This window comes from Quadrisphaera setariae (genome assembly GCF_008041935.1).
Classification (GTDB): domain Bacteria; phylum Actinomycetota; class Actinomycetes; order Actinomycetales; family Quadrisphaeraceae; genus Quadrisphaera; species Quadrisphaera setariae.
This window is the reverse complement of record NZ_VKAC01000019.1, coordinates 1-23114: the sequence shown is the minus strand read 5'-3', so window position 1 is coordinate 23114 and position 23114 is coordinate 1. Positions and strand designations below refer to the sequence as shown.

Genomic DNA, 23114 nt, shown 5'->3' with positions numbered 1-23114 from the left:
GCGTCCCTCCTCTCGGGGTGGTGGTGAGCGCTCGGTATCGAACGACGTTCGGTCAACATAGAACGTCGTTCGGTCCGTGCGCAAGCGTGTGGTGGGATGTCGGCATGGCGGATGCACGCACCACCCCCCGCTCCGTCCGCGCAGGGGGACCCCAGCCGCGGCCCGGGAAGGCCGGGACGCGCCAGCGCGCCTCGCACTCCCTGGAGGCCGTCGTCTCGGAGGCCGCCGCCCTGCTCGACGAGGCGGGGGAGCAGGCGCTGACGTTCCGCGCGCTGGCCGCCCGCCTGGGCGGCGGGGTCGGCAGCATCTACTGGTACGTCTCCAGCAAGGACGAGCTGGTCGCCCGCGCCAGCGACCACGTGCTCACCGACGTGCTCGTGGCCACCGAGGGTGCCGCCGGCGCGGAGGACCCCGTCGAGGGGCTCCGGGAGATGGCGGTGGCGTTCTACCGCGTCATCGCCCCGCGGCCCTGGCTGGGCTCCTACTTCCAGCGCGACTCAGGGCTGCAGCCCAACGGGCTGCGCCTCTACGAGCGCATGGGTCAGCAGGCGATGCGCCTCGACCTCACGGCCCGCCAGCGGTTCCACGCCGTCTCGGCGGTCACGGGGTACGTCATCGGGGTGGCGTCCGACCTCGGCCGCCATCCCCAGGACGGCGCCGCGCAAGACCTGGCCACCTTCGACAGGGAAGACGCGTCCCGTCTCGACGAGGCGGCTGACGTGTGGCGCTCGCTGCCCGAGGCGGAGTACCCCTTCGTCCACCACATCGTCGACGAGTTCGCCACCCACGACGACGAGGTGGTCTTCATCGCCGGGCTCGACCTGCTGCTCGACGGCATCCGCCGGCAGGCCGGCCGCTGACGCGACCGGTGCGGCGCTCAGGCGCTCGCTCGCGCGGCGGGAGGTGCACCGGCGGCACGAGCGGCGCAGCTCATGCCCCTTGACCGCAGGTGACGCCCCATCAGCGCGATCGATGGGGCGTCAACTGCGTCGATGGGGCGGGAAGAGCATTGATGGGGCGCCTCCGCGACGACCCGTCAGCGGTGCGGGAAACCGGGTGACCTCGCGGAGCCAGGCGCGACAGCACGGGCGGGTGGACCCCGAGACGCCGCCCACGGGTGCCGCGCTGCGCGCGGAGGAGCTCCTCGACCTCGTCAACGGGCACCCGGAGAACGTCGACGCTTCCCTGCCCGAGCTCGCTGCCCTCCTGGACGCCACCCACGACGACGGCGACGACGACGCGCTGGCCCTCACCGTCTGCGCCCTCGGGTTCGCGCACGACGACCGCGCCACCGCGCTCGTGCCGATGACCGCCGACCCCGTCGCCGACGTCCGCGACTGGGCCTGCTTCGCCCTCGGCCTGCAGGAGGCCGACGACCCGGCCACGCGTGACGCTCTCGCGGTCCGTCTGGACGACCCCCACCTCGACACCCGCTGCGAGGCGCTGCGGGCGCTCGCGGCCACGGGCGACGTGCGGGCGCTGGACGCCCTCGTCCTCGCCCTGAGCGGGCCGGAGCCGGTGACGGTGACGCAGCTGCAGCTGGAAGCAGCCGCGGCGCTGGCCGATCCGTCGCTGGTGGAGCCGCTGGAGCCGCTGGAGCCGCTGGAGCGGCTGGCCCGCGGCTGGGCCGACGACGCCGACGAGTTCACCGACGCCGTCGACCTCGCCCTGCGCCGCTGCCGGCCCGAGGCCGCCACCGCCGCGGCGGCCGTCGAGGCGCGGCTGCGCGAGGTCGCCGTCGACGCGCGCCGCCGGGGCGTCCCTCACGGCGAGCTGCACGGCAGCTGGCCCAGCACCCGGGTCGTCGACGTGGACGGCGCGGGGGAGCCCGTCGCCCACCAGGTGCCGAGCCGGCTGTGGTGGGTCGACGACGACCCGGCGCGCGCGGAGCTGTCGCAGCTGCTCGGCACGTCCGTGCTGCCCGGGCAGCCGGGTGACCCCCCAAGAGCGACTCCAGGGAGATCGGTCACCGGTCGATGACCCGGGCGTGCCCGCTCCACCCGTGACCGACCGACACCGCGCAGTCCCCACTCAGCGGTCCAGCCATCGGTCCGGTCGGTGGCTCGGGCTGGCGCTGGCTGCTGGCGCCGTGCTGCTCGTGGTGGTCGCGGGACCTGGACGTGCGGTGGTCGTGCTCCCCAGCGGGACGTCGCAGGCCGTGCTCGACCTCCTCCTCGTGGTCCTCAGCGTCACGGCGGCTGTCCTGCTCTGCCGTCGTGCCCTGCTGACCGCCCGTGCGGGTCGCGGCGCCCGTGCGGTGGCGCCCTGGGCGGCGTACGGGGCCGCGATGGTCTTCTACAGCGCCGCGCAGGTGCGCTTCGCCTGGGTCGAGCTGGTCCTGGGCGGCGACCCCCGGCGCGAGCCGCTCACCTCTGCTGGCTACCTGGTGGTCGCGCTGCTGATCCCGGTCGCGATGGTCCTGGCCGTGCGAGCGGCGCACGCGTCGACCTCGCGGTTGCGCACACTGCTCGACGGCCTCCTCGCCGGTGGCGGCCTCTTCCTGCTGGGCTGGCTCGGCCTCGTCGCGCCCGCGCTGAGCGAGGGGACGGTGACGCGGGCCGACGTCGTCCTCGCCTCGGGCAGCGTCCTGTCCGCCGTGGCCGTCACCACAGCGACCCTCGTGCTGGCCGCTCGGTGCCGCCCCCCGGCGTCGGTGCAGCTCCTCGCGACCGCCAGTCTCGTGGCCGCCGCGGGCCAGCTGGCCTACCTCCTGCTCGTCCGCTCCGGTGAGTTCGTCCCCGGGGGGTGGCCCGCGGTCGGCAACGCCCTGTCCCTCGTCCTGGCGTCCGCGGCAGCCGTGGCCCGGGGCGGGGCCGGACGGCCCTGGGGCCGTGAGCTCACCGGCGGGGTGTTCGCCGGACTGCCGTACGTGCCGTTCGCGTCAGCGGTGCCCACCGTGCTCGTGGCTGCCACGCAGCGCCAGCTCGGACTGGTCGAGCTGAGCGCCACCCTGCTGCTCACCGCCGTGCTCGTGCTCCGCCAGGCGCTGGTGGTGGTGGAGAACCGGCGGCTGGCCCGTGAGCTGCAGCTGCGGTCGGACGCGCTGACGGCTCTGGCGTACAGCGACCAGCTCACCGGGCTGGCCAACCGCGCGGCGTTCACCGAGGCGCTCGACGCCGCCCTCGTCGCCGCGGAGGGGTCGGGGCGCGCGGTGGTCGTCGCGTTCTGCGACCTCGACGGCTTCAAGGCCGTCAACGACACCTGCGGCCACGCCGAGGGAGACGCGCTCCTGGTGGCGGTCGCGCAGCGGGTGCGGACCGCGGTGCGCGCCGAGGACGTGGTCGCGCGGCTCGGCGGTGACGAGTTCGCCGTGCTGGTCGCGGACGCTGCGCCGCTGGCCGGAGGCGAACAGGCCGCCGCGGAGCTGCGCCAGCGGCTCCTCGCGTCCCTCGCGGTGCCCTTCTCCGGCGGGGCAGGGGTCGCAGAGCCTCGCCGGGTGCTCGAAGCGGTCTCCGCCAGCGTCGGCGTCGCCGCGTCGAGCGAGCTCCCCACGGACCTCCGCACGTCCTCGGACGCGCTGGTCCGCGAGGCCGACCAGCGCATGTACGCCGCCAAGCGCCAGCTGCGGCAGCAGCGCGGCGCCGGCGCCTCCCGGCAGGTGCCGCACCACCTCGGTGCCGGCCTCGGGGGAGCGCGTCCAGGCCGACGCAGGTAGACCCGTCGCCGGTGGGCACGTCCCCAGCCGCACGCCCGGTCGGCGGTGCGCAGGACGGCGGGCTGCGCGAGCATCGCGAGGTGGACGCCACCGCCGCCCCGGTGCTCCGCGCGTGGGGACCCAGCGACGCCCCTGCCGTCGCGGACCTGCTCGAGCCCGGCGCCGACCCGCTGTGGGCGGCGCAGTTCCACGCCCTCCACGGGCCGCCGCGAGACGGTGAGCGCTGGCGGCGCACGCTGGTCGCCGAGACCGACGGGTGGGTCCTCGGGGCGGCGACGGTCGCACGGAACCGGGTGCACCCGGACCGGTACTCGTGCGCGGTGGACGTGCACCCGGACTGGCGCCGGCGCGGGATCGGGCGGCGGCTCCTCGCCGCGGTGCGCGCGGTCCGTCCAGGAGGGCTGCCGCTGGCGAGCAAGCTGCGTCCGTCGAACGCCGCGGGCCTCTGCTTCCTCGCTGCGGCCGGAGGACGCGTCAAGCAGCGGTGTCCAGGGCAGGTGGTCGACCCGACGGACCTGCGCGTGCTCGCGTGGACGGACCGGCACGGAACTCCTGCGGCGCCCTCCGACGCCCCCGGCCTGGCGGTCGGAGGTCTGGAGGAGCTCACCGTCGAGCAGGTCGCCGACGCCTTCGCCGAGCAGTACCTCTGGGTCCACTCCGCGTGGTCGCCCGTCCCCCCGGGACCGCCTCGCCGTGCCCTCCCAGAGGTAGCGGCCGCCACCGCCGCCGACGTGGACCGGGTGCGCAGCTCGGGGGTCTGGTGGTGGGGGCGGCTCGTCGCGGCGGTTCTCGTCTTCCCCGCCGACGGAGGGTGGGAGGCCGTGGCGGAGACGGTCGTGCCGGAGGTCGGTGCCGTCGGCGTACCGATCGGCGTCAGCGGCGTCGCCCTGCTGCGCGCCGCCCTGGGGAGGACCTTCACCGAGGTCGCCCGCCTCGGTGCCGGCGGCGCCGGTGACGGCGGCGCCGGTGACGGCGGCGTCGGTGACGGCGGCGTCGGTGACGGCGGCGTCGGTGACGGCGGTGGCTGGGTCGAGCTCGACGGGCACGTGGACGACCCGCACCTGCAGACCGCCCTCGACGGCCTCCCCGTGGCCCTCCTCAGGCCCCTGCTGCTCGTGGACGCGCCGTGAGGTCGTGCGGCCCGTAGAGCGCGGCCGGCTCACCGCTCTGCAGCGCCCAGTAGCGGTCTCCGTACGACCAGTGCCACCACTCGGTGGGGTAGTTGACCAGGCCGGCGGCGATGAGCACCTCGACGAGCAGTCGGCGGTTCGCCGCCGCGGGTCCGGTCAGCCCCGGGGCGTCGGTGAAGCAGGTACCGCCGCTGACCTCCGGGGTGGCGTCGTAGGCGCAGCCGAGGTCGAGCTCGGTGCCGTCGTCGTCGCACAGCGTCAGGTCGACAGCCGCTCCGGAGGGGTGCGGCGCGACCTCCGGGGGTGAGATGTAGCGGCTGCCCGCCTCGCGCAGGGCAGCGCCCTGGAGCTCAGGGCGCAGCTCCTGGAGCTCGTCGCAGTAACGGGTGAAGGCGCGGGCCTGCTGCTGCGGCGTCCGGTACCCCTCGAGCACCAGCAGCCCGACCCCGTCCGGCAGGAGCCGCGCGGCCCGTTCGAGGCGCTCGACCACGCCCTGCCGCAGCATCCTCCAGTGGCCCTGCCCGTCGGCCATCCGGTCGTCCACGCGCAGGTGGGGGCTGGCGGCGGCGTCGAGCAGCGGCTCGCCGCACTCGCGCACGGGCACGGCGGCGACTCGCGCGTCGGCCATGAGGATCACTGCGGGCACAGCCGCGGAGTCTCGCACCCGGACCGCTCCGGTCAGCGAGGGCCCCAGTGCAGCAGCGACCCCGCCACCAGGGAGAAGACGAACGCGACGACACCACCGATGCGCTCGCCCGGGTGGCGAGGCCGCGGCAGTCCCGGTGTCGGGCCGGCGAACAGCGCGAACAGCACCGCCCCGACCGGCGTGACGCCCACCCAGAACCACGCCCACCGCGTCAGCCGCCACGTCGGCGGCACGTTGAGCACGAGGAACAGCAGCAGCAGCGCCCCGGCGAGGAGCACCGGCCCGAAGACCTGCGGCGCCGGCAGGTACCAGCCGAGGAAGCTCGTCGAGCCGAGGCTCCAGGTGTCGGAGCGGTGCACCACGAGCCCCGGCTGCGCGTCACGGAGGACGTCGGCGACATCGCGGCCCAGCACCGGCACGTCGTCTGGTCCCGAGGACTGCTCAGCCAGGTCCCCGACGTCGGAGCCGACCGAGGCGCCGGACCACCTCACCTCCGCTCGGTGCCGCGTCCACCCCTCCCGCCAGAGCACCTCCTGCGTGGTCCACCCCGTGTCTCCTGCCTCGAGCGCGCCAGCGACGGTCACCTCACGCACGGCACCGGACGCGACGGCGGCACGCGCGTCGTCGAAGGTGCTCATCCGCGTGCCGGCGAGCACCCCGACGAGCAGCAGCACCAGCCAGCCCACACCGAGCGCCCACCGCAGCCGGTCGGTCCAGTGCAGCAGCCGCGGGGCGGTCGGCACCTGCCAGTCCAGGTGGGTGGCCGGAGGGACGTCGACGACGACGCCGGCCCCCGCGGCTGCAGCGCTGTGCGTGGCCGGTGCGCCCGAGCCGTTGGTGGTGGTGGCGTCGCCGTCGACGCCACGGCGGCCCCACCGGCGGACCGCCCACACGACCCCCGCGGCCAGAGCCGCGATGGCCGCCCACGTGAGCCAGAACAGCATCCGCTGCTCGGCCTGGTCGTCGTAGAGGCTGCCGGCGTCCGTGGCCCGCACCGAGCGCCAGGTGTTCCACCAGTTCCCCGCCGCGACGAGGCAGGCAGCGGACGCCACGACGAACGCCCAGCCGACCCAGGAGTCGGGTCCGCGTCGATCACCCTCCACCTCGCGCACACTAGGGCTGACCTGCCGCTCTCGGGATGCGATCACCGGCGCGCCCCCGGAGAGTCGCTACCGGCTACGACACAGGACGTAGGAGGTGGCCGGTGACCACGGACGTCGAGACGGCGCTCGAGCTCGTCGCCGCGGCCGTGGTGGGCATGGCGCTGCTCATCGCGCTGCTGGTGGTGGCGGAGCAGGCGCTCCTGCGCCCTCCGGTGGCTCGTCCGGCGCACGAGCCGCCACGGGCGGACGCACCCCCACCGACGACCCCGGACGCGACCCCCGCCTGCGCGGCCAGCGGGTCAGTGGGTCAGTGACACCTTGACGGCGGCGATGACCGTCCCCGCCGCCGCCAGCCCGACCGCGCTCCAGAACGCCCCGCGCGAGGAGCCGCCGGGCACGTGCCTGCTGGTCACGGACCCTGTCGCCGCGAGCCGCACCACGGGCACCAGGGCCGCCACCAGCTGGGCGAGCGCCGCCGGCGTCTCCCTCCACCCCGCCAGGGCTGAGACCAGCAGCACCAGCGCCGGCAGCACCCCCGAGGTCACGATCGGTGTGGCGTCGCGCAGCTCCGCCCGCAGGTGCAGCTCAGCCTCCTCGCGATGGCGGCCGACGCCCCCACCGGTCCGGTGCGCGACCACGTGCGCGAGGTACGTGGTGACCGTCGTCGCCAGGACGACGACGACGGCGGACCCGTCGTGCACGTACTCCGGGGAGCAGCCCACCACGGCGGCGAGCACCAGCACGTTGCCGTAGACGTACGCGCTGACGCGGCTGCGCACGCGCTCGAGGTCGACGCCGGAGGCCCGGCTGGCGGAGGTGGAGGAACGGGTGGGACGGGTCACCCCCCGATCCTGGCGCGTCCGGGGAGCCGGCCGGGCCCGCCGCGTCAGCCGAGCGGCAGCGGGCTCGGAGGCTTGGTCGTGCCGTAGGCGAAGGTCGTCTCGATGGACTCCACGCCGGGGATCGCCCGCAGCTGGGTGCGCACGAACTGCTCGTAGGCCTCGAAGCTGGCCACCGCCACCTTGAGCAGGTAGTCGTGGTCTCCGGCCAGCAGGTACGCCTCGATGACGTGCGCCAGCCCCCGCACCCGCTCCTCGAACACCGTCACGCCCTCCGGGGCGTGCGAGACCAGCCGCAGCCTCACGAACGCGGTGATCGGGAGCCCGACCTCACGCCCGGACACCACGGCGGTGTACCCGGTGATGAGCCCGCGCTGCTCCAGCAGGCGCACCCGTCGCAGGCAGGGCGACGGCGACAGGCCCACGCGGTCGGCGAGCTCCTGGTTGGACAGCCTGCCGTCCACCTGCAGCTCGTGGAGGATGTGCTTGTCGATGTCGTCCACAGCTGGCAGATCCTGCCACGGACCTGCAGACACGCGGCAGAAGACGCAATCGGCTGCTGACCCGTTCTGGCTAGCGTCGTGGCATGCGCTCCCTCCCGACGCGGCTGGGCACCGGTCTCCTCGCGATGGCGCTCACCGTGCTCGTCTGGGCCTCCTTCGCGCTCAGCGTCCGCGCCATCGCCACCTCCGCCTGGACCCCCGCCGACGTCGCCCTGCTCCGCTTCGGGGTGCCCCTGCTCGTCCTCGCGCCGTGGCTGCCGAGGTCGCTGCGGCGTCTGCGCGGCGAGCGCCCCGCCGTGCTCGCCGCCCTCGCCGTCGGCGCCGGGCTGCCCTTCTTCCTCCTCTGCGCAGCTGGTGGAGCGCTGTCGTCGGCGACGCTCACCGGTCTCGTGGTGCCCGGGTCCGTCCCGCTGTTCGTCACCGCGCTCGCCGCCCTCCTGTGGCAGACGCGCCCGAGCCGCCGGCAGCTGCTCGCGCTCGCGGGCGTCGTCGTCGGCATCGCCGTCATCGCGGGGACGGACCTGCTGGCGCCGGGCGCCGGCGGGCACGCGGTGGGGACGGCGGTGCTCCTCGCCGCGGGGCTCGTGTGGAGCGTGTACACGCTGGGGCTGCGCGCCACCCGGGTCGACCCGGTCGCAGCGGCCGTGGCGGTGTGCCTGCCGTCGTTCGCGCTCACCCTGCTGGCCGTCACCACCGGCCTGCTGCCGTCGCAGCTCCACCGCGGCGCTCCGGTGGACGGCACGCTGCTGGTCTTCGCGCTGGTGCAGGGCCTGGGGGTCGGCGTCCTCGCCGGACTGGCCTACGCCGTCGCGATCCGCGAGCTCGGCGCCCCGCGCGCGGCGACGCTCGGCGCCCTCAGCCCCGTCCTCGTCGCTGTGAGCGCCGCGCCGCTGCTGGGGGAGCGCGTCGACGCCCTCGTGCTGGTCGGTGGGGTGCTGGTGGTCGCCGGGGTCCTGGCCTTCCACGCCCGTCCTGCTCGCCCAGCCACCCCGGCACGCCCCGCCAGCCATGTCAACCCCGAGCCACCGGAGGTCGTCGATGCTCCTCTCCCAGCTGCGCCCGTCCCCGCCCGACCCGGTCTGGTCGCTGGTCGCGCGGGCCGCCGCTGACCGGCGCCCCGGAGCGCTCGACCTCACGGTCGGCGTCTACCGGGACGACGACGGCCGCGTCCCCGTCATGGAGGCCGTCGCCCGCGCCACCGACCGTCTCGCCGCCAGGCGCAGCTCCAAGGCCTACCAGGGACTGGCCGGGAACGGCCGCTTCAACGCCGCGATGACCTCGCTGCTGCTCGGCGCTCCGGAGCGCGTGGCGCGCGCCACCACCGTGCAGACGGTCGCGGGCACCGGGGCGCTGCGGCTCCTCGCCGAGCTCGTGGCGGCTGCCAGTCCGACCCGACGCGTGGTGCTCGGCGTGCCCGCCTACGTCAACCACGTGCCGCTGCTGCGCGGTGCGGGGCTCGACGTGGTGACGCACCCGTGGACCACGCCGGACGGCGCCCTCGACGAGGCGGGTCTGCTCGCGGCCGTGCGCGCCTCGCACCCGGGCGACGTCTACCTGGTGCAGGGCTGCTGCCACAACCCGACCGGCACGTCGATGTCGCTGGACCTGTGGGACGCGCTCGCCACGGCGTGCCTGGAGGCGGGCGTGACGCCCTTCGTCGACATGGCCTACTACGGCCTGGGTGACGGCCTCGACGCCGACCTCGCCGGCCTGCGGCTGCTGGTCGACCGCCTGCCGGAGGTGCTGGTGGCCGTCAGCGCCTCGAAGGCGTTCGGGCTGTACAGCGAGCGGACGGGCTGCGCCGTCGTCGTCGGCGGTCCCGGTGCCGGTGGTGCCGGTGGCGCAGCGGGCGCGGCTGCGGCGCGGTCCGTGCTGGAGTCGAGCGCGCGGTCGCTGTACTCCCAGCCGCCCGGGCACGGCGCCGAGCTGGTGGTCGAGGTCCTCGACGACGACGACCTGCGCGCCCTGTGGCGCGCCGAGCTCGACGGCGCGCAGACCCGGCTGACCCGGCTGCGGGAGGTGCTGGTGGCCGGGCTGCGCTCGCGCGGAGCCGGGTGCGTCGCGGAGGTGGTCAGCGGGCAGCGCGGCATGTTCCTCCAGCTGCCGCTGGCACCGTCGCAGATGGAGCTGCTGCGCGTCGAGCACGGTGTGCACGGCATGCCGGGTGGGCGCATCAACCTCGCCGGGGTGCCCGCTCAGGCGGTCGACCGGCTGGCCGCTGCTGTCGCCGAGGTCGCCGTCGACGACGTCGTCCTCACCCGTCCGTGATCATGAACGCCGTGCGCAGGCCGCCCTCACGGTGCCGAGGCAGGTGGCTGCGGCACACCGGCGAAGGCCTCGCTGTGCCGTGACAGCCAGGTGGCGCGGTCGAGGGGCCACGCGATGACCACCGCTCGCCCCACGACGTCGTCGACCGGCACCACCCCTCCACCGGGTGCGTCCTGGTGCCGGCGGGAGTCCTTCGAGTGCTGCCGGTTGTCGCCCTCGACCCACAGGGATCCGGCCGGCACCGTGACGGAGAACGGGAACTCGCTGGGGACCGCGCCCGGAGCGAGGAAGTCCTCGTCGAGCGGGGCGCCGTTGACGGTGGTGCGGCCCAGCTGGTCGCAGCAGGCCACGGTGTCGCCGGGGAGCCCGATCACCCGCTTCACGAGGTGCCCCGACCCCTGGGGGAGCAGCCCGACGAACGTCAGCGCCTGCGCGGCGGCTCCGCTGACCGGACCCCGTTCGGGTGCGGGCTCGTCGTCCAGCCACCCGCCCGGGTCGGCGAAGACGACGACGTCGCCCCGCTGGACGTGAACGACCTCGGGGGTGAGCTTGCTGACGAGGATGCGGTCACCCTCCACCAGCGCGGCCTCCATCGACTCGGAGGGGATGGAGAAGGCCTGCAGGAGCAGCGTCTTCACCAGCAGCGCCAGCGCCAGCGCTGACGCCACCACCACGAACCCCTCCTTCACCGCGGTGACCAGTCGCCGGATGCGGCGGTTGCGCCGGCGCGGACGGCCCGCGCGGCGCTCGGTGGCAGCGGCCTGGGTCGCCGCGGTGCGCTCGGACCGCTCGGACTCCTCGGACACCTGACCAGCCACCGGACCTCCGCGCTCCACGCCGGGCGGGATGGGGCCCAGGCAGATCACGCTAGGTCTCGTCGGGCCGTCGGTGGGCGCTTTCGGTCAGTGTGCGGTCTGCGGCATCACCCCGCTGGTGGGCGTGCACGAGACACGCGTGGCTCAGCAGCGCGAGGACGGGGGCGTCCTCGCGTCAGCAGCCGCACGTGCCGCGCGATGAGTCGATGTCAGGGATCGGACGGTCATCGGGCCCGGCGTCTGGACCTCCGTCATGAACGTCATCAGGCCCGGTGTCCACTGGTGGGGCTGTCGGTGGAGGTGCTCCTCGACCCATCGGTGCGCTGGGGAGGCTCCCGACGTCTGCGGTGGTGCCGGGCAGCAGCAGTTGTTCGGCGCGCTGGGCGGTCGAGTGCTCCAGGGCTCTGCGGGGGTTGAGGAGCCAGCGCTGCAGGGGGTCGATGGAGGCCGGCGGCCGCACCCGAGGTGCGCCGTCGACCATCCGCACGTCCCAGATCCCCAGCGTGACGAGCACGTGGTGGCGACCGCACAGCAGCACCCCGACCTCCACGTCGGTGGGACCGCCGGCGGACCACTCGTGCGTGTGGTGGGCCTCCAGCCACCCGGGTGGGGCGGTGCAGCCGGGGATGACGCACCCGCCGTCACGAGCGAGCATCGCGCGGCGCTGGGCGGGACTGAAGAGGCGGACGGTGCGACCCAGCGCGAGCGCAGCAGCATCCGGCCCCTGGCAGGAGAGCGTCACCGTGTGCAGCAGCGCGGAGCAGGCCAGGTGCTGCAGCTGGGTGGTGCTGAGGGACCGGCGGGTCGTCTCGCAGGTGGCCCGTCCTGCGCCGGGAACGCCCATGACCTGGTCGGTGGTGGCGGTGATGATGATCCGCGGCGGCTCCCCGCCGCGCGTCTCGTCCGAGGTGCGTCCGAGGCGGGCGAGCAGGCCCAGCGCGTCGGCGCGGCGCTGGGCGGCGGTGCGCTCGTCGCGCACCGGGACGCCCGGACGCTCGCGACCAGCGCCCTGCTCGCTGCGGCCGCTGTCACCGCTGTCACCGCTGTCTCTGCCGTCGGGCTGGCTGAGGCCGGGTAGGGGCTGGTCGGCGATCGGTGCGCGGACGGTGGGCTCGGGCCTGGCGTAGTGGTCGATCGCCGCCTTGAGCTCCGCGCCGGTGACGGCGTCGAGGTGAGCGCGCACGTCGACGGTGCCGTCGTCGTGGACCGTGTAGTGGAGGTAGCGCTTGTCGATGGCATCGGGGTCGAAGCCGCGGTCCGCGCGGGACGGGTCGAGCTTGTGCGCGAGCACCTCGCAGGCGATCTTGGCCTGGGGGTGCGTCAGCCCGGGCAGCGTGGTGGCGAGCAGGTGGTCGGCCTCGGCGGCGAAGGCACGCTGGATGCGCCGTGGCAGGGACTCGAGCGTGCGGCGGGCCAGGGACGCGATGTCGGTAGACATGTTCCCGGCGGCGTGCTGCTCGCCGACGCGGCCCAGGCCCTCGCCGCGGACCAGCTGCGCCACGCTGCCCTCCTCCGCGGAACGCCCAGGGGCGTCGTCCCCGCAGGCAGGGACGGCGTCGTCGACGGCCGGGTCGGGCGGCCCCGGCAGCGGACCGACGGGAGCGGTGAGCGCCGTGGCGAGACGGGCCTCGCTGGAGGCGCGGCGCTCGTCGGCACCGGTGTGGGTCAGCAGGAGGTCTGTCGGCGAGGTCGCCCCGACCGCGTCGAGGTCCTCGGGGGTGAAGCTGGCTGTCAGGCGCAGCAGGGTCGCGTCGAGCACGTCCCTGGCGCGGGCGGCCTGGCGCAGCGCCTGCACGCGCTGCTGGGCACCCACGGAGGCGAGGTAGCAGGCGGCTGCAGCAGCGGCGTCCGCGGCGGCCCGCGCGGCGGTCAATGCCTCGGCGAGCGGGCCCGTGAGCGGCAGCGGTGGCAGGTCCGCGCGCAGTTCGTCGTCGTCGCCCCCACCGCTGCGGGAAGCGGGGGTGGCGCCGAGCGCGCCGGGGGCCAGCGGCTCAGCCACCCACTCGCGGCCCGGCCCGGGGCCACCGCCCAGACCCGCGGCGTCGAGGTCGCCCTCGTGGGGCGTCTCGGTGGCCGTCCAGGTCATGGTGATCACGCTAGGCGCGACCACTGACAGTCGAACGGGCGTGCAGAGCACCAGCACAAGACCCGGTTCATCGCATCTCGAAGTTCACCCGATCGGAGCAGTGCGCGCCGACGCCTCCGGCATGCTCTGCGGGTGCAGAGGATCGTCGGCTGGGCCGCCCTGGGTCTCGTCCTGGCAGGAGCCCTCCTGCTGCTCACCGGCGCTCCGGTGCAGACGGTGGTGGTCTACTCCGGCTCCTACGACCCCGTGCCCGTCGGGGCGCCGGTCGCGTCGCCGTTCGCGCTGGTCCTGTCGGCGCAGCAGACGACCGGCGCCGCAGCGGTGGTGCTCGCCCTCCTGCTGGCGGCGCTGCTCGCAGGACGCCACTGGGGGAGCAGGGCGCGCTACCGGCGCACCCGGTAGCGCAGGTGCACGACCCCCGCGGACAGTCGCCGCTCTTCCAGGAGCGCCAGGTCCAGGCGCAGCCCCGCCGGCAGGGCGGGGGTGCCGCCGCCCACCACCACGGGGTGCACCACCAGCCCGACCTCGTCGACCACCCCGGCCCGCAGCGCCTGGGCGGCGAGGTCGGCACCGCCGATGCTGAGGTCGCGCTCCGCCTCCTCCTTGCGCCGTCGCACGTCGTCGACGTCGAACCCGCCGGCCAGCTCGGTGCGTGCGGTGTCCACCTCGGTGAGGGTGCGGGAGTAGACGACCTTGTCGGCGGCCTGCCAGATGTGCGCGTACTCGGCCTCGACCTCGGGGCGGTCGGGAATGTCCAGCGCTGTCTCCCAGTACCGCATCATCTCGAACAACCGGCGGCCGTAGAGGTGCGTTCCGAGCTGGCGCTCCTGGTCGTTGAAGAACGCGTGGAGGTCGGCGTCGGGCTCGGTCCAGTCGAAGCGGCCCTCGGCGTCGGCGATGAAGCCGTCGAGCGAGGTGTTGATCCAGTAGCGGAGCCGGGCCATGTCAGAGCAGACCACGCGCGGCGCCCGGAGTCATCGGTGGATGCACGCGCCCCTCATCCGGCAGGGATCCCTGCGGGGGCGGTGAGCTCGGCGAGCCGGGCGACGTCGAGGTCCACCCGCCCGTCCATGCCGTCGACCCGGCCCCACCAGGCGTACTGCCAGACCGTCCAGCGCTGGTCGGGCCGCCCGATGAAGCTCACCAGCCACCGGGGCCGCTCGGAGCGGTCGAGCACCGGGTACTGGCCCCCCCAGTCCTCGCCGACGTACAGCACCGCGGGGCGTCCCCACTCCGCCTCCACGGCCGCCAGGAAGGTGTCGAGTTCGGCGTAGACCGCCTCGCGCGCTGGCCGCGCGGCGCAGTTGCCGGCCAGCTCCAGGTCCACCGCGGGCGGCAGCGCCGACGCCTCCGGCGCGACGGTCCGCAGGAAGTGCTCCGCCTGGTCAGCGCCGGGTCGGCACAGGGTGAAGAAGTGGTAGGCGCCACGCTCCAGCCCGGCCTGCTGCGCCCCTCGCCAGTTCTCGGAGAACCGGTCGTCGGTGAAGTCGCCGCCCTCGCTGGCCTTGACGTAGGCGAAGTCGATGCCGTCAGCCGCCACCGCGGGCCAGTCGATCGCGCCCTGGTGGTTGCTCACGTCCACGCCGTGCACCTCCCCAGCGCGCAGGGACGGCCGGTGGTGCGGCACTGCGACGAACGCCACCACCCCGATCGCCACGACCAGGACGACGACGGCGAGCGCGGCCCAACGTGACCGGTACCGGCGCTGCGCCCTCGGCGTCTCCTCGTCCCGCTGGAGATCCACACGGAGCAGGCTACGGAACGACGAGCCACCTGTCGGGGACGTCGACCACCGCCACCGGCTCGCGCCACCATGGCGCCGTGCGCTCCCGTCGGAAGCCGTGGCCACCCGCGGAGGACCGCGGCAGGGACCTCCACGTCACGCCCGGAGGTATCACCGCGCCTCCGGGGGTGAGACCGGGGTGGGACTGGCTGCCGCCGGGCGGGCTGGGTGTGAGCGGGGCGAACCTGCCGTGGTGGGTCGAGGTGTGGCGCCGGGTCCCGCTGGTCGACATGTGCGCCCACGTGTGGATGTGGCACCACGGGGGGTTCACCCCGCCGCCCTCGCCACCGCCGGGCGCGGGCGGCGACCCTGCGGGGGACCGGGAGCCGCGCAGGCCCCTGGGCCCTGCGCCCTGCCTCGCGCGGGTGCGGCACCCGCAGGACGAGGCCGCACCAGCGCGGTGAGGCGGGGGCGGAGGAGCCTTCGCCACCGGCAGGGCCCGGGGCGAGACTGCGCCGGTGGTCGCCGACGACGAGATCCACCTGCCCGAGATCGTCCGGCAGAAGGCCGACCTGGACGGCGACGGCGGCAGCGCCTGGGCCGCGGCACTGCCCGGGGTCCTGGGCGAGCTGTGCGACCGGTGGTCGCTGACGCTCGACGAGGCGCTGCCCGGGGCGAGCGAGTCGTACGTCGTGCGCGCACGGACGTCGCAGGGGCGCGTCGTCGTCCTGAAGGTCTGCGTGCCCGGCGACGACTTCAGCGCACGCGCTGACCTGTTGCGCCTCGCCGCTGGCGACGGCGCCGTGCGGCTCCTCGCGGTGGACGAGCGGCACCAGGCGCTGCTCCTCGAAGCGCTCGGCGCAGACCTCGCAGCAGAGGGACGCGACCCGCTGCGGACCCTGCCGGTGGTCGCCCGTCTGCTGGCGCGGCTGTGGCGGGTGCCGCCGCCGGCGTCGCTCGGGTCGCCGGTCGACAAGGCGGCGTCCCTGGGGGCCTTCGTCGCCTCCCTGGACGGGGCGCTGCCCGGCACCGCGTCGACGCGGGTCGTCGACGCCGCGCTCGCCTGCGCGGCCCGCCGGTCGGCCGCCTTCGACCCCGGTGCGTGTCGCGCGCTGCACGGCGATCCCGCCGCCGCGAACGTGCTGCGCGTGCTGGCGCCGCGCGAGGGCGCGCCCGACGGGTACGTGCTGTGCGACCCCCAGCCGTTCGTCGGCGACCCCGCCTACGACCTCGGGGTCGCGGTGCGGGACTGGGTGGCGCCGCTGCGCGCCAGTGCGGACCCGGCGGCCACGATGCGCAGCTGGTGCACGGCGCTGGCCGGAGCAGCCGACCGGCCCGTCGACGCGGTCTGGGACTGGGCCCTGCTCGAGCGGGTCGCGACCGGCCTGTACGCCACCAGCCTCGGCGCGCCCGAGTCGGGCCTGCCGCTGCTCGAGACCGCGGAGCAGGTCTTGGGAGGTCCCGCCTGAGTCGCAGCGGGACCGTCGGACGCGGTCGACGCCCTCAGGAACGGGGTGCGTCGGCCACGGACGGCAGCGCCTCCTGCAGCGGCTCTGCCGCGGCGACCAGCGCGGGCGCGCCAGTGCCTTCCAAGTGGGCTCGGATTCCTTCGGCGACGGCGGCGACCGGCCGCGGCGGCAGGTACGCCGACACGCCGGCGCGCAGCATCCGTCCGACAGGCCCCGCGTAGTCGACGCCGAGGACGTCGTCCTCGATCTCGGTCACCACCACCCGCGCCCGCGGGAAGCGGGCCTGCAGCACCTCCAGCAGCTGCACGCTGACGGGGTTGACCACCAGCACGTCGGTGCTGGCGGGAGCGTCGTGCAGGTCCAGCACGAGGTATCCGGGCCCGAAGGAGTCCGCCAGCCTCCGCTGCACCTCGCGGGACAGGCGCATCGCCGTCGCCACGACCTGCACGCCCTCGGGCACCTCGACCTCCGGCGGGGGCAGCCGCGGTGCCTCGAGCACCTCGCCCTCCAGCACGGCTGGGCGCACGGTGAGCACGCCGAGGTCGCGCCCGCCGCGGCGCACCGGCACCTCCGCGCCGGCCAGGGCGGCCTCAAGGGCGGCGCGCACGTCCGGCGGCACGGTCCCCAAGTCGAGCGACGGGGGAGTCCTGCGGAGGAGGCCGGCCACGGGAGGCACCCTGCCAGCCGGTGGCGCGCTCGGGGCTGCAACGGGACGATCACCGCCGGCGTCCCACCGGTAGGACGTCGGGACGACCTCGTCGGCCGCGCCCAGCGCCCTGCCGGCTGCAGTGTCAGGACGACGGCGCGCTGACGTAGGCGACGCCGGTCCCGGGGCACGAGCTGGCCGGGCCGGAGAACGCCACGCCGCCGTAGCTGCCGCCCGTCTCGAGGGAGTCGCCCCGCCGCAGCTCCTCACCGCCGGCCAGCCGGACGCCAGTGCCGTCGGGCAGGGCGGTGGTGCCCGCCGGCCAGACCACGACCGTGTCGGGCAGGAGGCCGAAGCACCCGCCGCTCAGCATGCCGAGCCCGCCGGACACCAGCGCTGACCCCGAGCCCGAGGTGCTGTTGCGCGGGGGCCGCGGGCGCATGATGAAGAGGCCGTCGTCGCCGAAGGGCACCGCGGTGAGGAACTGCGTGGTCGAGCCTCCCCAGGGCGCCACGGGCTCACCGTCCTGGGCGGCACCGTGCGACGCGCCTGCCGCGGTGCACCCGGCGAGCACGAGGGACGCGACGGCGACCAGGAGCGCAGCCCCACCCGCACCAGACCTGCGACGACCCACGCGCTCTCCTCGTGCCACGGCCTCGTGCCGGGGCCCTCGTCGACCGTGATGCCGTCGACGGCGGCGGCGTTGCGCGTCGCACCGGCTCAGTGCGACTCCCGGCTGACCTCCGGTCCGCTGGACCCGACGAGGAAGTCGAGGTCCGCCCCGGTGTCGGCCTGCTGCACGTGGTCGACGTAGAGCCGCTCCCACCCGCGCCGCGGCGCCGCGTAGGCCGCCGCGCTGGCCGGGCTCGGGGCGCGCTGCGCCAGCTCGTCGTCGTCGACGTCCAGGTGCAGGCGGCGGCCGGGGACGTCCAGCTCGACCCAGTCACCGGTGCGCACCCGGGCCAGCGGGCCGCCCGCGGCGGCCTCCGGCGCCACGTGCAGCACCACCGTCCCGTACGCGGTGCCGCTCATGCGCCCGTCGCAGATGCGGACCACGTCGCGCACCCCCTGCTCCAGCAGCTTCGTCGGCAGCGGCATGTTCGCCACCTCGGGCATGCCCGGGTAGCCCTTCGGCCCGCAGCCGCGCAGCACCATCACCGAGTCGGCGTCCACCTCCAGGTCCGGGTCGTCGACGCGGGCGCGGAAGTCCTCGATGGACTCGAACACCACCGCCTTCCCGCGGTGGCGCAGCAGGTGGGGTGAGGCGGCGGCGGGCTTGATGATCGCGCCGTCGGGGGCGAGGTTGCCCCTCAGCACCGCGATGCCGCCCTCGGCCAGCAGCGGCGCCGAGCGCGTGCGGATGACCTCGCGGTCGTGGACCTCGGCACCGCGCAGGTGCTCGACGAGGCGCGTGCCCAGCACGGTGCGCGCCGTCGGGTCGAGCAGGTCCTCCACCTCGCGCAGCACCGCGAGGAACCCGCCCGCGCGGTGCAGGTCCTCCATGAGGAACCGCCCCGCGGGCTGCAGGTCCACCAGCGCCGGGACCCTCGACCCGATGGCGTCGACGTCGTCCAGCGTCAGCTCCACGCCGAGCCGCCCGGCGATGGCCAGCAGGTGCACCACGGCGTTGGTCGACCCGCCGATCGCCGCGAGCGCCACCACCGCGTTGTGGAAGGACGCCCGGGTCAGCAGCGTGCTGGGCCGGCGGTCGGTCTCGACCAGCTCCACCGCGAGCATCCCGGTGGTGTGCGCGGCCTCCAGCAGGCGGCTGTCAGGGGCGGGGGTGCCGGCGACGCCGGGGACGGTCGTCCCGAGGGCCTCGGCGAGCAGCCCCATGGTCGAGGCGGTGCCCATGGTGTTGCAGTGCCCGCGGCTGCGGATCATCGCCCGCTCGGAGTCGAGGAAGGCGGCCTGGCTCATGGTGCCCGCGCGGACCTCCTCGCTCAGGCGCCACGTGTCGGTGCCGCAGCCGAGCGGCTGCCCGCGGAAGGTGCCGGTGAGCATGGGCCCTCCGGGGACGACGACGGCGGGCAGGTCCACGCTGGCCGCGGCCATGAGCAAGGCCGGGATGGTCTTGTCGCAGCCCCCGAGCAGCACCACGCCGTCGACGGGGTTGGCCCGGAGCAGCTCCTCGGTGGCCATCGCGGCCATGTTGCGCCAGAGCATGGCGGTGGGCCGGACGTTGGTCTCCCCGAGGGAGACCACGGGCATCTCCAGCGGGATGCCACCGGCCTCGTAGACCCCGTCGCGCACCGACTGCGCCACCTCGCTCAGGTGCCGGTTGCACGGCGTGAGGTCGGAGGCGGTGTTGGCGATGGCGATCTGCGGCCGCCCCTCGAACGCCGAGCCGGGCACCCCGCGGCGCATCCACGCCCGGTGGATGGAGGCGTTGCGGTCCGTGCCCGCGTACCAGTGCGAACTCCTGAGCTCCACGCCGAGCCCCTCCTTCTTCCGCTGCCCACGATGCTCTACTGCTCGTCGTGTCGACGACGACGGGGGTGTGCTCGTGCGGGCGTTCGTGCTGACCGGTCCTGGCGAGGGCGGCGTGCAGGACCTCCCCGCGCCGGATGCGGGCCCTGGGGAGGTGGTGGTCGACGTCGAGCGCGCCGGGGTGTGCGGCACCGACGCGGAGTTCTTCACCGGCGCCATGACGTACCTGCACTCCGGGCACGCCAGCTACCCCGTGGTGCTCGGCCACGAGTGGTGCGGGACCGTCGCGGCGGTCGGCGCTGGTGTCGACGAGGCATGGGTGGGACGCCGCGTCATGGGCGACACCATGCTCGGCTGCGGCACCTGCCGCCGCTGCCGCCGCGGCCACCAGCACGTGTGCGGTCAGCGCCAGGAGGTCGGCATCCGCGGCGGGCGGAACGGTGCCCTCGCGGAGCAGCTCGCGGTGCCGGTGACGTCCCTGCACGCCCTGCCCGACGCCGTCGACCCGGTGCTCGGAGCCCTCGTCGAGCCCGGCGGGAACGCCCTGCGCGCCGCTCAGGCGGCTGGTGCCGGGGCCGGTGACCGCGCGCTCGTCATCGGTCCCGGCACCATCGGCTGCCTCGTCGCGATGTTCCTGCGGGCGGCCGGCGCGGAGGTGCACCTGCTCGGGCTGCCTGGGGCTGCGCTGGAGTTCGCGCGTTCTCTCGGCTTCGAGGACGCGTGGACGCAGGACCAGCTGCCGCCGCTGCCCTTCGACGCCGTCGTCGACTGCTCCACGGGGACGACGGCGCCGGCGCTCGCCCTGTCGCTGGTGGAGCCGGGGGGCAGGCTCGTGTTCATCGGCATCGCGCACGAGCCCACGCCGCTGGACACCCGCGACCTGCTGCTGGCCGACCTCACCGCGGTCGGCGTGCTGTCGGCCTCCCCGGGGCTGGGGGAGACCATCGCGGCGTACGCCTCGGGTGCGGTGGACCCGCGCCCGCTCGTGGCGGCGACGGTCAACCTGGAGGACGTCCTCGACGTCCTGGCCGGCCGCCGCCCGCCCGGGGCCGGCCCCGGCCCGAAGGTGCACGTCCGCCCCTGATCCCGCTCCTCTGTCCGTGATCACGGACGAACGGCCACCCCGCGGCATCAGAGGACGACGACGACCTTCCCCGACACCTCGCCCGCCGCTGCGCGCGCGTGCAGTGCCGGCAGGTCGGCGAGCCCGATGCGCTCGCCCACGCTGATGCGCAGCTCGCCGGCGTCGACCCGGCGCACCAGCTCGGTCAGCTGGCCGGCGTCGCTCCGCACGAACACGTCCACGCCCCGCACCCCGCGGGCTTCGTCGCTGGGTGCGGGCATCCAGACGGTGGTGTTGACGAGCGTGCCGCCGTCGACCACGAGGGCCACGAGGGCGTCCAGCTGCCCGGCCTCGACCGGGGCGAGGTTGAGCGCCAGGTCGACGGGGCCCCCGACCGCCTCGGCCAGCTCGTCGGAGGAGCCCAGCGAGCTCCTGTCGACCACCACGTGCGCCCCGGCGTCCCGCACCCGCTCGGCGCTGCGCGGCCCGGCGACGCCGACGACGTGAGCGCCCGCCGCCACGGCCAGCTGCACCGCGTACAGCCCCACCGCACCGCCGGCGCCGTTGACGAGCACGCGCTGCCCGGCCTGCAGGGCGCCGTGCTCGAAGAGCGCCTGCCACGCCGTCAGTCCGACGATCGGCAGGGCGGCCGCGTCGGCCAGGTCCACGCTGGTGGGAGCCGCGACGAGCGCGTCGGCGGGAGCCAGCGCGAACTCGGCCGATGCGCCGGGCGCCGTCAGGGGGAGGAACCCGATGACGGCCTCTCCGACCGCCAGCCGGCCGCGACCCTCGCCGTCGTCGGCGTGGTCGGCGTGGTCGGCGTGGTCGGCGCCGGGAGCGAGGGCGTCGACCGTGCCGGCCACGTCGATGCCCGGGGTGTGGGGGAGCGTCACGGGGACGGGGCCCTGCATGCCGCCGGCGCGGATGCTCGCGTCGACGGGGTTGAAGGAGGTGGCGGCGACGCGCACGCGCACCTGGCCGTCAGTGGGGACGGGGACGGCGACGTCCTCGAGGTGCAGGACGTCGGCGCTGCCGAACTGGGAGTAGCGGACAGCCTTCATGGGTCGACCCTCGTCTCAGGTGGTGGAGCAGGACCATGTGCTTCGGATTCGAAGCATCTGTCGACGACAGTAGACGTGCTTCGAATCTGAAGCAAGTAGGATCGAGTCGTGTCCGAGAAGCCGCCCTCGCTCGACGCCCAGCAGCTCGGGGCCTACTTCGCGCTCATGGACGTCGCGAGCCTGCTGCGGCACGCCGTGGAGCAGCAGCTCAAGGACGCCGGTGACCTCAGCTACGTGCAGTTCCAGCTGCTCGCGCGCCTCGGTGACTCACCCACCGGCAGTCATCGCATGACCGAGCTGGCCGACGGCGTCGTCTACAGCCGCAGCGGCCTCACCTACCAGGCGGACCTGCTCGAGAAGGCCGGTCTCGTCACGCGCGCCCCGTCTCCCGAGGACGACCGCGGCACCACCGTCACCCTCACCGACGCGGGGCGCGAACGACTCGCGGCCGTCTTCCCCGGGCACGTCGAGGTGGTGCAGCAGCTGCTGCTCGCGCCGCTGGCTGGTGGTCCTGACGACGACGGTGGCGGGCGAGACGGTGTGCGCGCGCTCGCCGAGCTGCTCGGCCCGGTGCGCGAGCACATCCGGACCGCCCCGCCGCGCTCGGCGGCCCGCCGCCGCAGGGCCGCCCGCTGACCGCTCGGCGGCGAGACCGCCCCGGCGTCAGGGCGCGGGGTCAGTGCACGGGGCGCTGAACCAGGAGGAGGGTGACGAAGCCCAGCGTCCCGCGGTAGCCGCCGAGCCACGCGGTGCGGTGCTGCGCCGCGACCTCCAGCACCTCGGCGCTCGACGGGTGCTCGGGGTGCTCGACCGCCCAGCGCGTCAGCGACCCGGTCCACGACCACTCGTAGGCGTCCCACTCCGCCAGGCTGCTCACGTGGCCGTCCAGAGGCTCCCACCCGACCGCGCGGACGGCCTCGACGGTGCTGGCGAGGTCGCGGTAGTCGCCAGCCGCGGCGCCCAGCGCCTCCAGCGCCCGGGCGCCGGGTGGCTGCTCCCAGAAGCACCCACCCACGAGCAGGCGCCCACTCGGGCCCAGGTGCGACGCGGCAGCCTCCACCGTCGGGACGAGCCCGCCGAACGCGTGGGTGGCCCCGATGCTCAGGACGACGTCGAAGCGCTCGTCCGAGGACCACGTCGCGGCGTCGGCGACGTGCAGCGCCAGCCGGTCGCCCAGGCCCTCCGCGTCAGCGGCGGTCCGCGTGCGCTCGAAGCCCGCCCCCGAGAGGTCGACGCCGACCGCGTGCAGCCCCGGCTGCAGGCGGAGCGCCCGCAGCAGCCAGGTCCCGTCACCGCAGCCCAGGTCGAGCACGGAGCGCTGCCCGTCGAGCGCGTGGCGCAGCAGGGCGTCGACGGTGTCGTCGGCCAGCGGGGCCGCGACGGGGTGGTCGGCGTGCGCGAGGTCGCCGATGAGGTTCCGGTCCACAGCGCGTCAGCCCTCCAGCCCAACGATCCGGTGGGTGCTCGCCGCCGGACCCGTCACGTGCCCCAGGATGACCACCGGTCGGCCGGAGCGGGGGGTGTCCCTATGTCGTTGTCAAGCCGCCAGGGTTACCTCGCCGCTCGTGCTGAAGGGCCGCGGGCGGTAGGGCTGGCGGTCGCGCAGCATCGCGAACATGACGTCGATGCGACGGCGGGACAGGCAGATCAGGGCGGCGTTGTGGCGGCGTCCCTCGG

At 75.3% G+C, this 23114-nt stretch carries 24 protein-coding genes and 1 pseudogene; 11 read left to right on the top strand and 14 right to left on the bottom strand.

Annotated features, from left to right (window positions below):
* Window positions 1-104 precede the first annotated feature (104 nt).
* The 4 genes from FMM08_RS21780 (at window position 105) to FMM08_RS21765 (ending at window position 4785) form a co-directional block, all read left to right on the top strand.
* Complete coding sequence (locus FMM08_RS21780; RefSeq protein WP_147928456.1) at window positions 105-860, top strand: TetR/AcrR family transcriptional regulator; 756 nt, start codon at window positions 105-107, stop codon at window positions 858-860.
* A 232-nt stretch (window positions 861-1092) separates the two neighbouring features.
* Window positions 1093-1980 carry a HEAT repeat domain-containing protein gene (locus FMM08_RS21775; RefSeq protein ID WP_147928455.1) on the top strand — a complete coding sequence of 296 codons (888 nt, stop codon included), beginning with the start codon at window positions 1093-1095 and terminating at the stop codon, window positions 1978-1980.
* Between the two features lie 109 nt (window positions 1981-2089).
* Window positions 2090-3655, top strand: coding sequence for a GGDEF domain-containing protein (locus FMM08_RS21770; RefSeq protein ID WP_147928454.1), 1566 nt, complete (start codon window positions 2090-2092; stop codon window positions 3653-3655).
* An 80-nt stretch (window positions 3656-3735) separates the two neighbouring features.
* Window positions 3736-4785, top strand: a complete 1050-nt coding sequence (locus FMM08_RS21765) for a GNAT family N-acetyltransferase (protein ID WP_147928453.1) — start codon at window positions 3736-3738, stop codon at window positions 4783-4785.
* Here FMM08_RS21765 and FMM08_RS21760 read toward each other — a convergent pair.
* Together FMM08_RS21760 and FMM08_RS21755 are read right to left on the bottom strand one after the other, a co-directional pair.
* Window positions 4754-5431: a M15 family metallopeptidase gene (locus FMM08_RS21760; protein WP_147928452.1), complete on the bottom strand. Its 678-nt coding sequence runs from the start codon at window positions 5429-5431 to the stop codon at window positions 4754-4756. The two genes, FMM08_RS21765 and FMM08_RS21760, sit on opposite strands and share 32 nt — an antisense overlap.
* A 32-nt stretch (window positions 5432-5463) precedes the next feature.
* Window positions 5464-6534, bottom strand: a complete 1071-nt coding sequence (locus FMM08_RS21755; RefSeq protein WP_147928451.1) for a hypothetical protein — start codon at window positions 6532-6534, stop codon at window positions 5464-5466.
* 101 nt (window positions 6535-6635) lie between these two features.
* Between FMM08_RS21755 and FMM08_RS21750 the strand changes: the two genes are divergently transcribed.
* A complete protein-coding gene (locus tag FMM08_RS21750; RefSeq protein WP_147928450.1) occupies window positions 6636-6848 on the top strand; it encodes a hypothetical protein in 213 nt (70 codons plus the stop codon).
* Here the strand turns inward: FMM08_RS21750 and FMM08_RS21745 are convergent.
* Both FMM08_RS21745 and FMM08_RS21740 read right to left on the bottom strand, forming a co-directional pair.
* The gene (locus FMM08_RS21745) at window positions 6834-7376 is read right to left on the bottom strand and encodes a hypothetical protein (RefSeq protein ID WP_147928449.1); all 543 of its coding nucleotides are present in this window, start codon (window positions 7374-7376) and stop codon (window positions 6834-6836) included. The genes FMM08_RS21750 and FMM08_RS21745 overlap by 15 nt on opposite strands.
* Window positions 7377-7420: 44 nt before the next feature.
* Window positions 7421-7885 (bottom strand): Lrp/AsnC family transcriptional regulator, encoded by a 465-nt coding sequence (locus FMM08_RS21740; protein ID WP_147928487.1) that lies wholly within the window; start codon window positions 7883-7885, stop codon window positions 7421-7423.
* Between the two features lie 74 nt (window positions 7886-7959).
* Between FMM08_RS21740 and FMM08_RS21735 the strand changes: the two genes are divergently transcribed.
* Both FMM08_RS21735 and FMM08_RS21730 read left to right on the top strand, forming a co-directional pair.
* A complete protein-coding gene (locus tag FMM08_RS21735) occupies window positions 7960-8985 on the top strand; it encodes a DMT family transporter (protein WP_147928448.1) in 1026 nt (341 codons plus the stop codon).
* Window positions 8915-10144 carry an aromatic amino acid transaminase gene (locus FMM08_RS21730; protein WP_147928447.1) on the top strand — a complete coding sequence of 410 codons (1230 nt, stop codon included), beginning with the start codon at window positions 8915-8917 and terminating at the stop codon, window positions 10142-10144. The genes FMM08_RS21735 and FMM08_RS21730 overlap by 71 nt, the downstream gene beginning before the upstream one ends.
* A gap of 26 nt (window positions 10145-10170) precedes the next feature.
* On the opposite strand, the gene lepB is transcribed toward FMM08_RS21730, so the two are convergent.
* Window positions 10171-11010, bottom strand: coding sequence for a signal peptidase I (gene lepB, locus FMM08_RS21725; RefSeq protein WP_255472682.1), 840 nt, complete (start codon window positions 11008-11010; stop codon window positions 10171-10173).
* Window positions 11011-11134: 124 nt separating this feature from the next.
* Complete coding sequence (locus FMM08_RS21720; RefSeq protein ID WP_147928446.1) at window positions 11135-13045, bottom strand: HNH endonuclease signature motif containing protein; 1911 nt, start codon at window positions 13043-13045, stop codon at window positions 11135-11137.
* Between the two features lie 132 nt (window positions 13046-13177).
* Between FMM08_RS21720 and FMM08_RS21715 the strand changes: the two genes are divergently transcribed.
* Window positions 13178-13447, top strand: coding sequence for a hypothetical protein (locus tag FMM08_RS21715; RefSeq protein ID WP_147928445.1), 270 nt, complete (start codon window positions 13178-13180; stop codon window positions 13445-13447).
* Here FMM08_RS21715 and FMM08_RS21710 read toward each other — a convergent pair.
* Window positions 13429-13989, bottom strand: coding sequence for a dihydrofolate reductase family protein (locus tag FMM08_RS21710; RefSeq protein ID WP_147928444.1), 561 nt, complete (start codon window positions 13987-13989; stop codon window positions 13429-13431). The two genes, FMM08_RS21715 and FMM08_RS21710, sit on opposite strands and share 19 nt — an antisense overlap.
* A gap of 53 nt (window positions 13990-14042) precedes the next feature.
* Window positions 14043-14789: a GH25 family lysozyme gene (locus FMM08_RS21705; RefSeq protein ID WP_147928443.1), complete on the bottom strand. Its 747-nt coding sequence runs from the start codon at window positions 14787-14789 to the stop codon at window positions 14043-14045.
* A 497-nt stretch (window positions 14790-15286) separates the two neighbouring features.
* Here FMM08_RS21705 and FMM08_RS21700 point away from each other — a divergent pair, with 497 nt between their 5' ends.
* On the top strand, window positions 15287-16237 hold the full coding sequence (locus tag FMM08_RS21700) for an aminoglycoside phosphotransferase family protein (RefSeq protein WP_147928442.1): 951 nt from the start codon (window positions 15287-15289) through the stop codon (window positions 16235-16237).
* A 34-nt stretch (window positions 16238-16271) separates the two neighbouring features.
* Here FMM08_RS21700 and FMM08_RS21695 read toward each other — a convergent pair whose 3' ends face one another.
* From FMM08_RS21695 to FMM08_RS21685, 3 genes are all read right to left on the bottom strand, one after another.
* Entirely contained in the window at window positions 16272-16904 is a 633-nt protein-coding gene (locus tag FMM08_RS21695) for a hypothetical protein (RefSeq protein ID WP_147928441.1), read from the bottom strand.
* 124 nt (window positions 16905-17028) lie between these two features.
* Window positions 17029-17517: a hypothetical protein gene (locus FMM08_RS21690; RefSeq protein ID WP_222711070.1), complete on the bottom strand. Its 489-nt coding sequence runs from the start codon at window positions 17515-17517 to the stop codon at window positions 17029-17031.
* A gap of 86 nt (window positions 17518-17603) precedes the next feature.
* On the bottom strand, window positions 17604-19316 hold the full coding sequence (locus FMM08_RS21685) for an IlvD/Edd family dehydratase (protein WP_147928439.1): 1713 nt from the start codon (window positions 19314-19316) through the stop codon (window positions 17604-17606).
* A gap of 73 nt (window positions 19317-19389) precedes the next feature.
* Here FMM08_RS21685 and FMM08_RS21680 point away from each other — a divergent pair, with 73 nt between their 5' ends.
* Window positions 19390-20397, top strand: a complete 1008-nt coding sequence (locus FMM08_RS21680) for a zinc-dependent alcohol dehydrogenase (RefSeq protein WP_222711069.1) — start codon at window positions 19390-19392, stop codon at window positions 20395-20397.
* A gap of 47 nt (window positions 20398-20444) precedes the next feature.
* On the opposite strand, the gene FMM08_RS21675 is transcribed toward FMM08_RS21680, so the two are convergent.
* Complete coding sequence (locus FMM08_RS21675; protein ID WP_147928437.1) at window positions 20445-21437, bottom strand: NADP-dependent oxidoreductase; 993 nt, start codon at window positions 21435-21437, stop codon at window positions 20445-20447.
* Between the two features lie 108 nt (window positions 21438-21545).
* On the opposite strand from FMM08_RS21675, the gene FMM08_RS21670 reads away from it, so the two are divergent.
* Complete coding sequence (locus tag FMM08_RS21670) at window positions 21546-22073, top strand: MarR family winged helix-turn-helix transcriptional regulator (RefSeq protein WP_147928436.1); 528 nt, start codon at window positions 21546-21548, stop codon at window positions 22071-22073.
* A 40-nt stretch (window positions 22074-22113) separates the two neighbouring features.
* Here FMM08_RS21670 and FMM08_RS21665 read toward each other — a convergent pair whose 3' ends face one another.
* Together FMM08_RS21665 and FMM08_RS24195 are read right to left on the bottom strand one after the other, a co-directional pair.
* On the bottom strand, window positions 22114-22863 hold the full coding sequence (locus tag FMM08_RS21665) for an SAM-dependent methyltransferase (RefSeq protein ID WP_147928435.1): 750 nt from the start codon (window positions 22861-22863) through the stop codon (window positions 22114-22116).
* 111 nt (window positions 22864-22974) lie between these two features.
* Window positions 22975-23114 (bottom strand): annotated as a pseudogene (locus tag FMM08_RS24195) (IS110 family transposase); the annotation flags it as partial.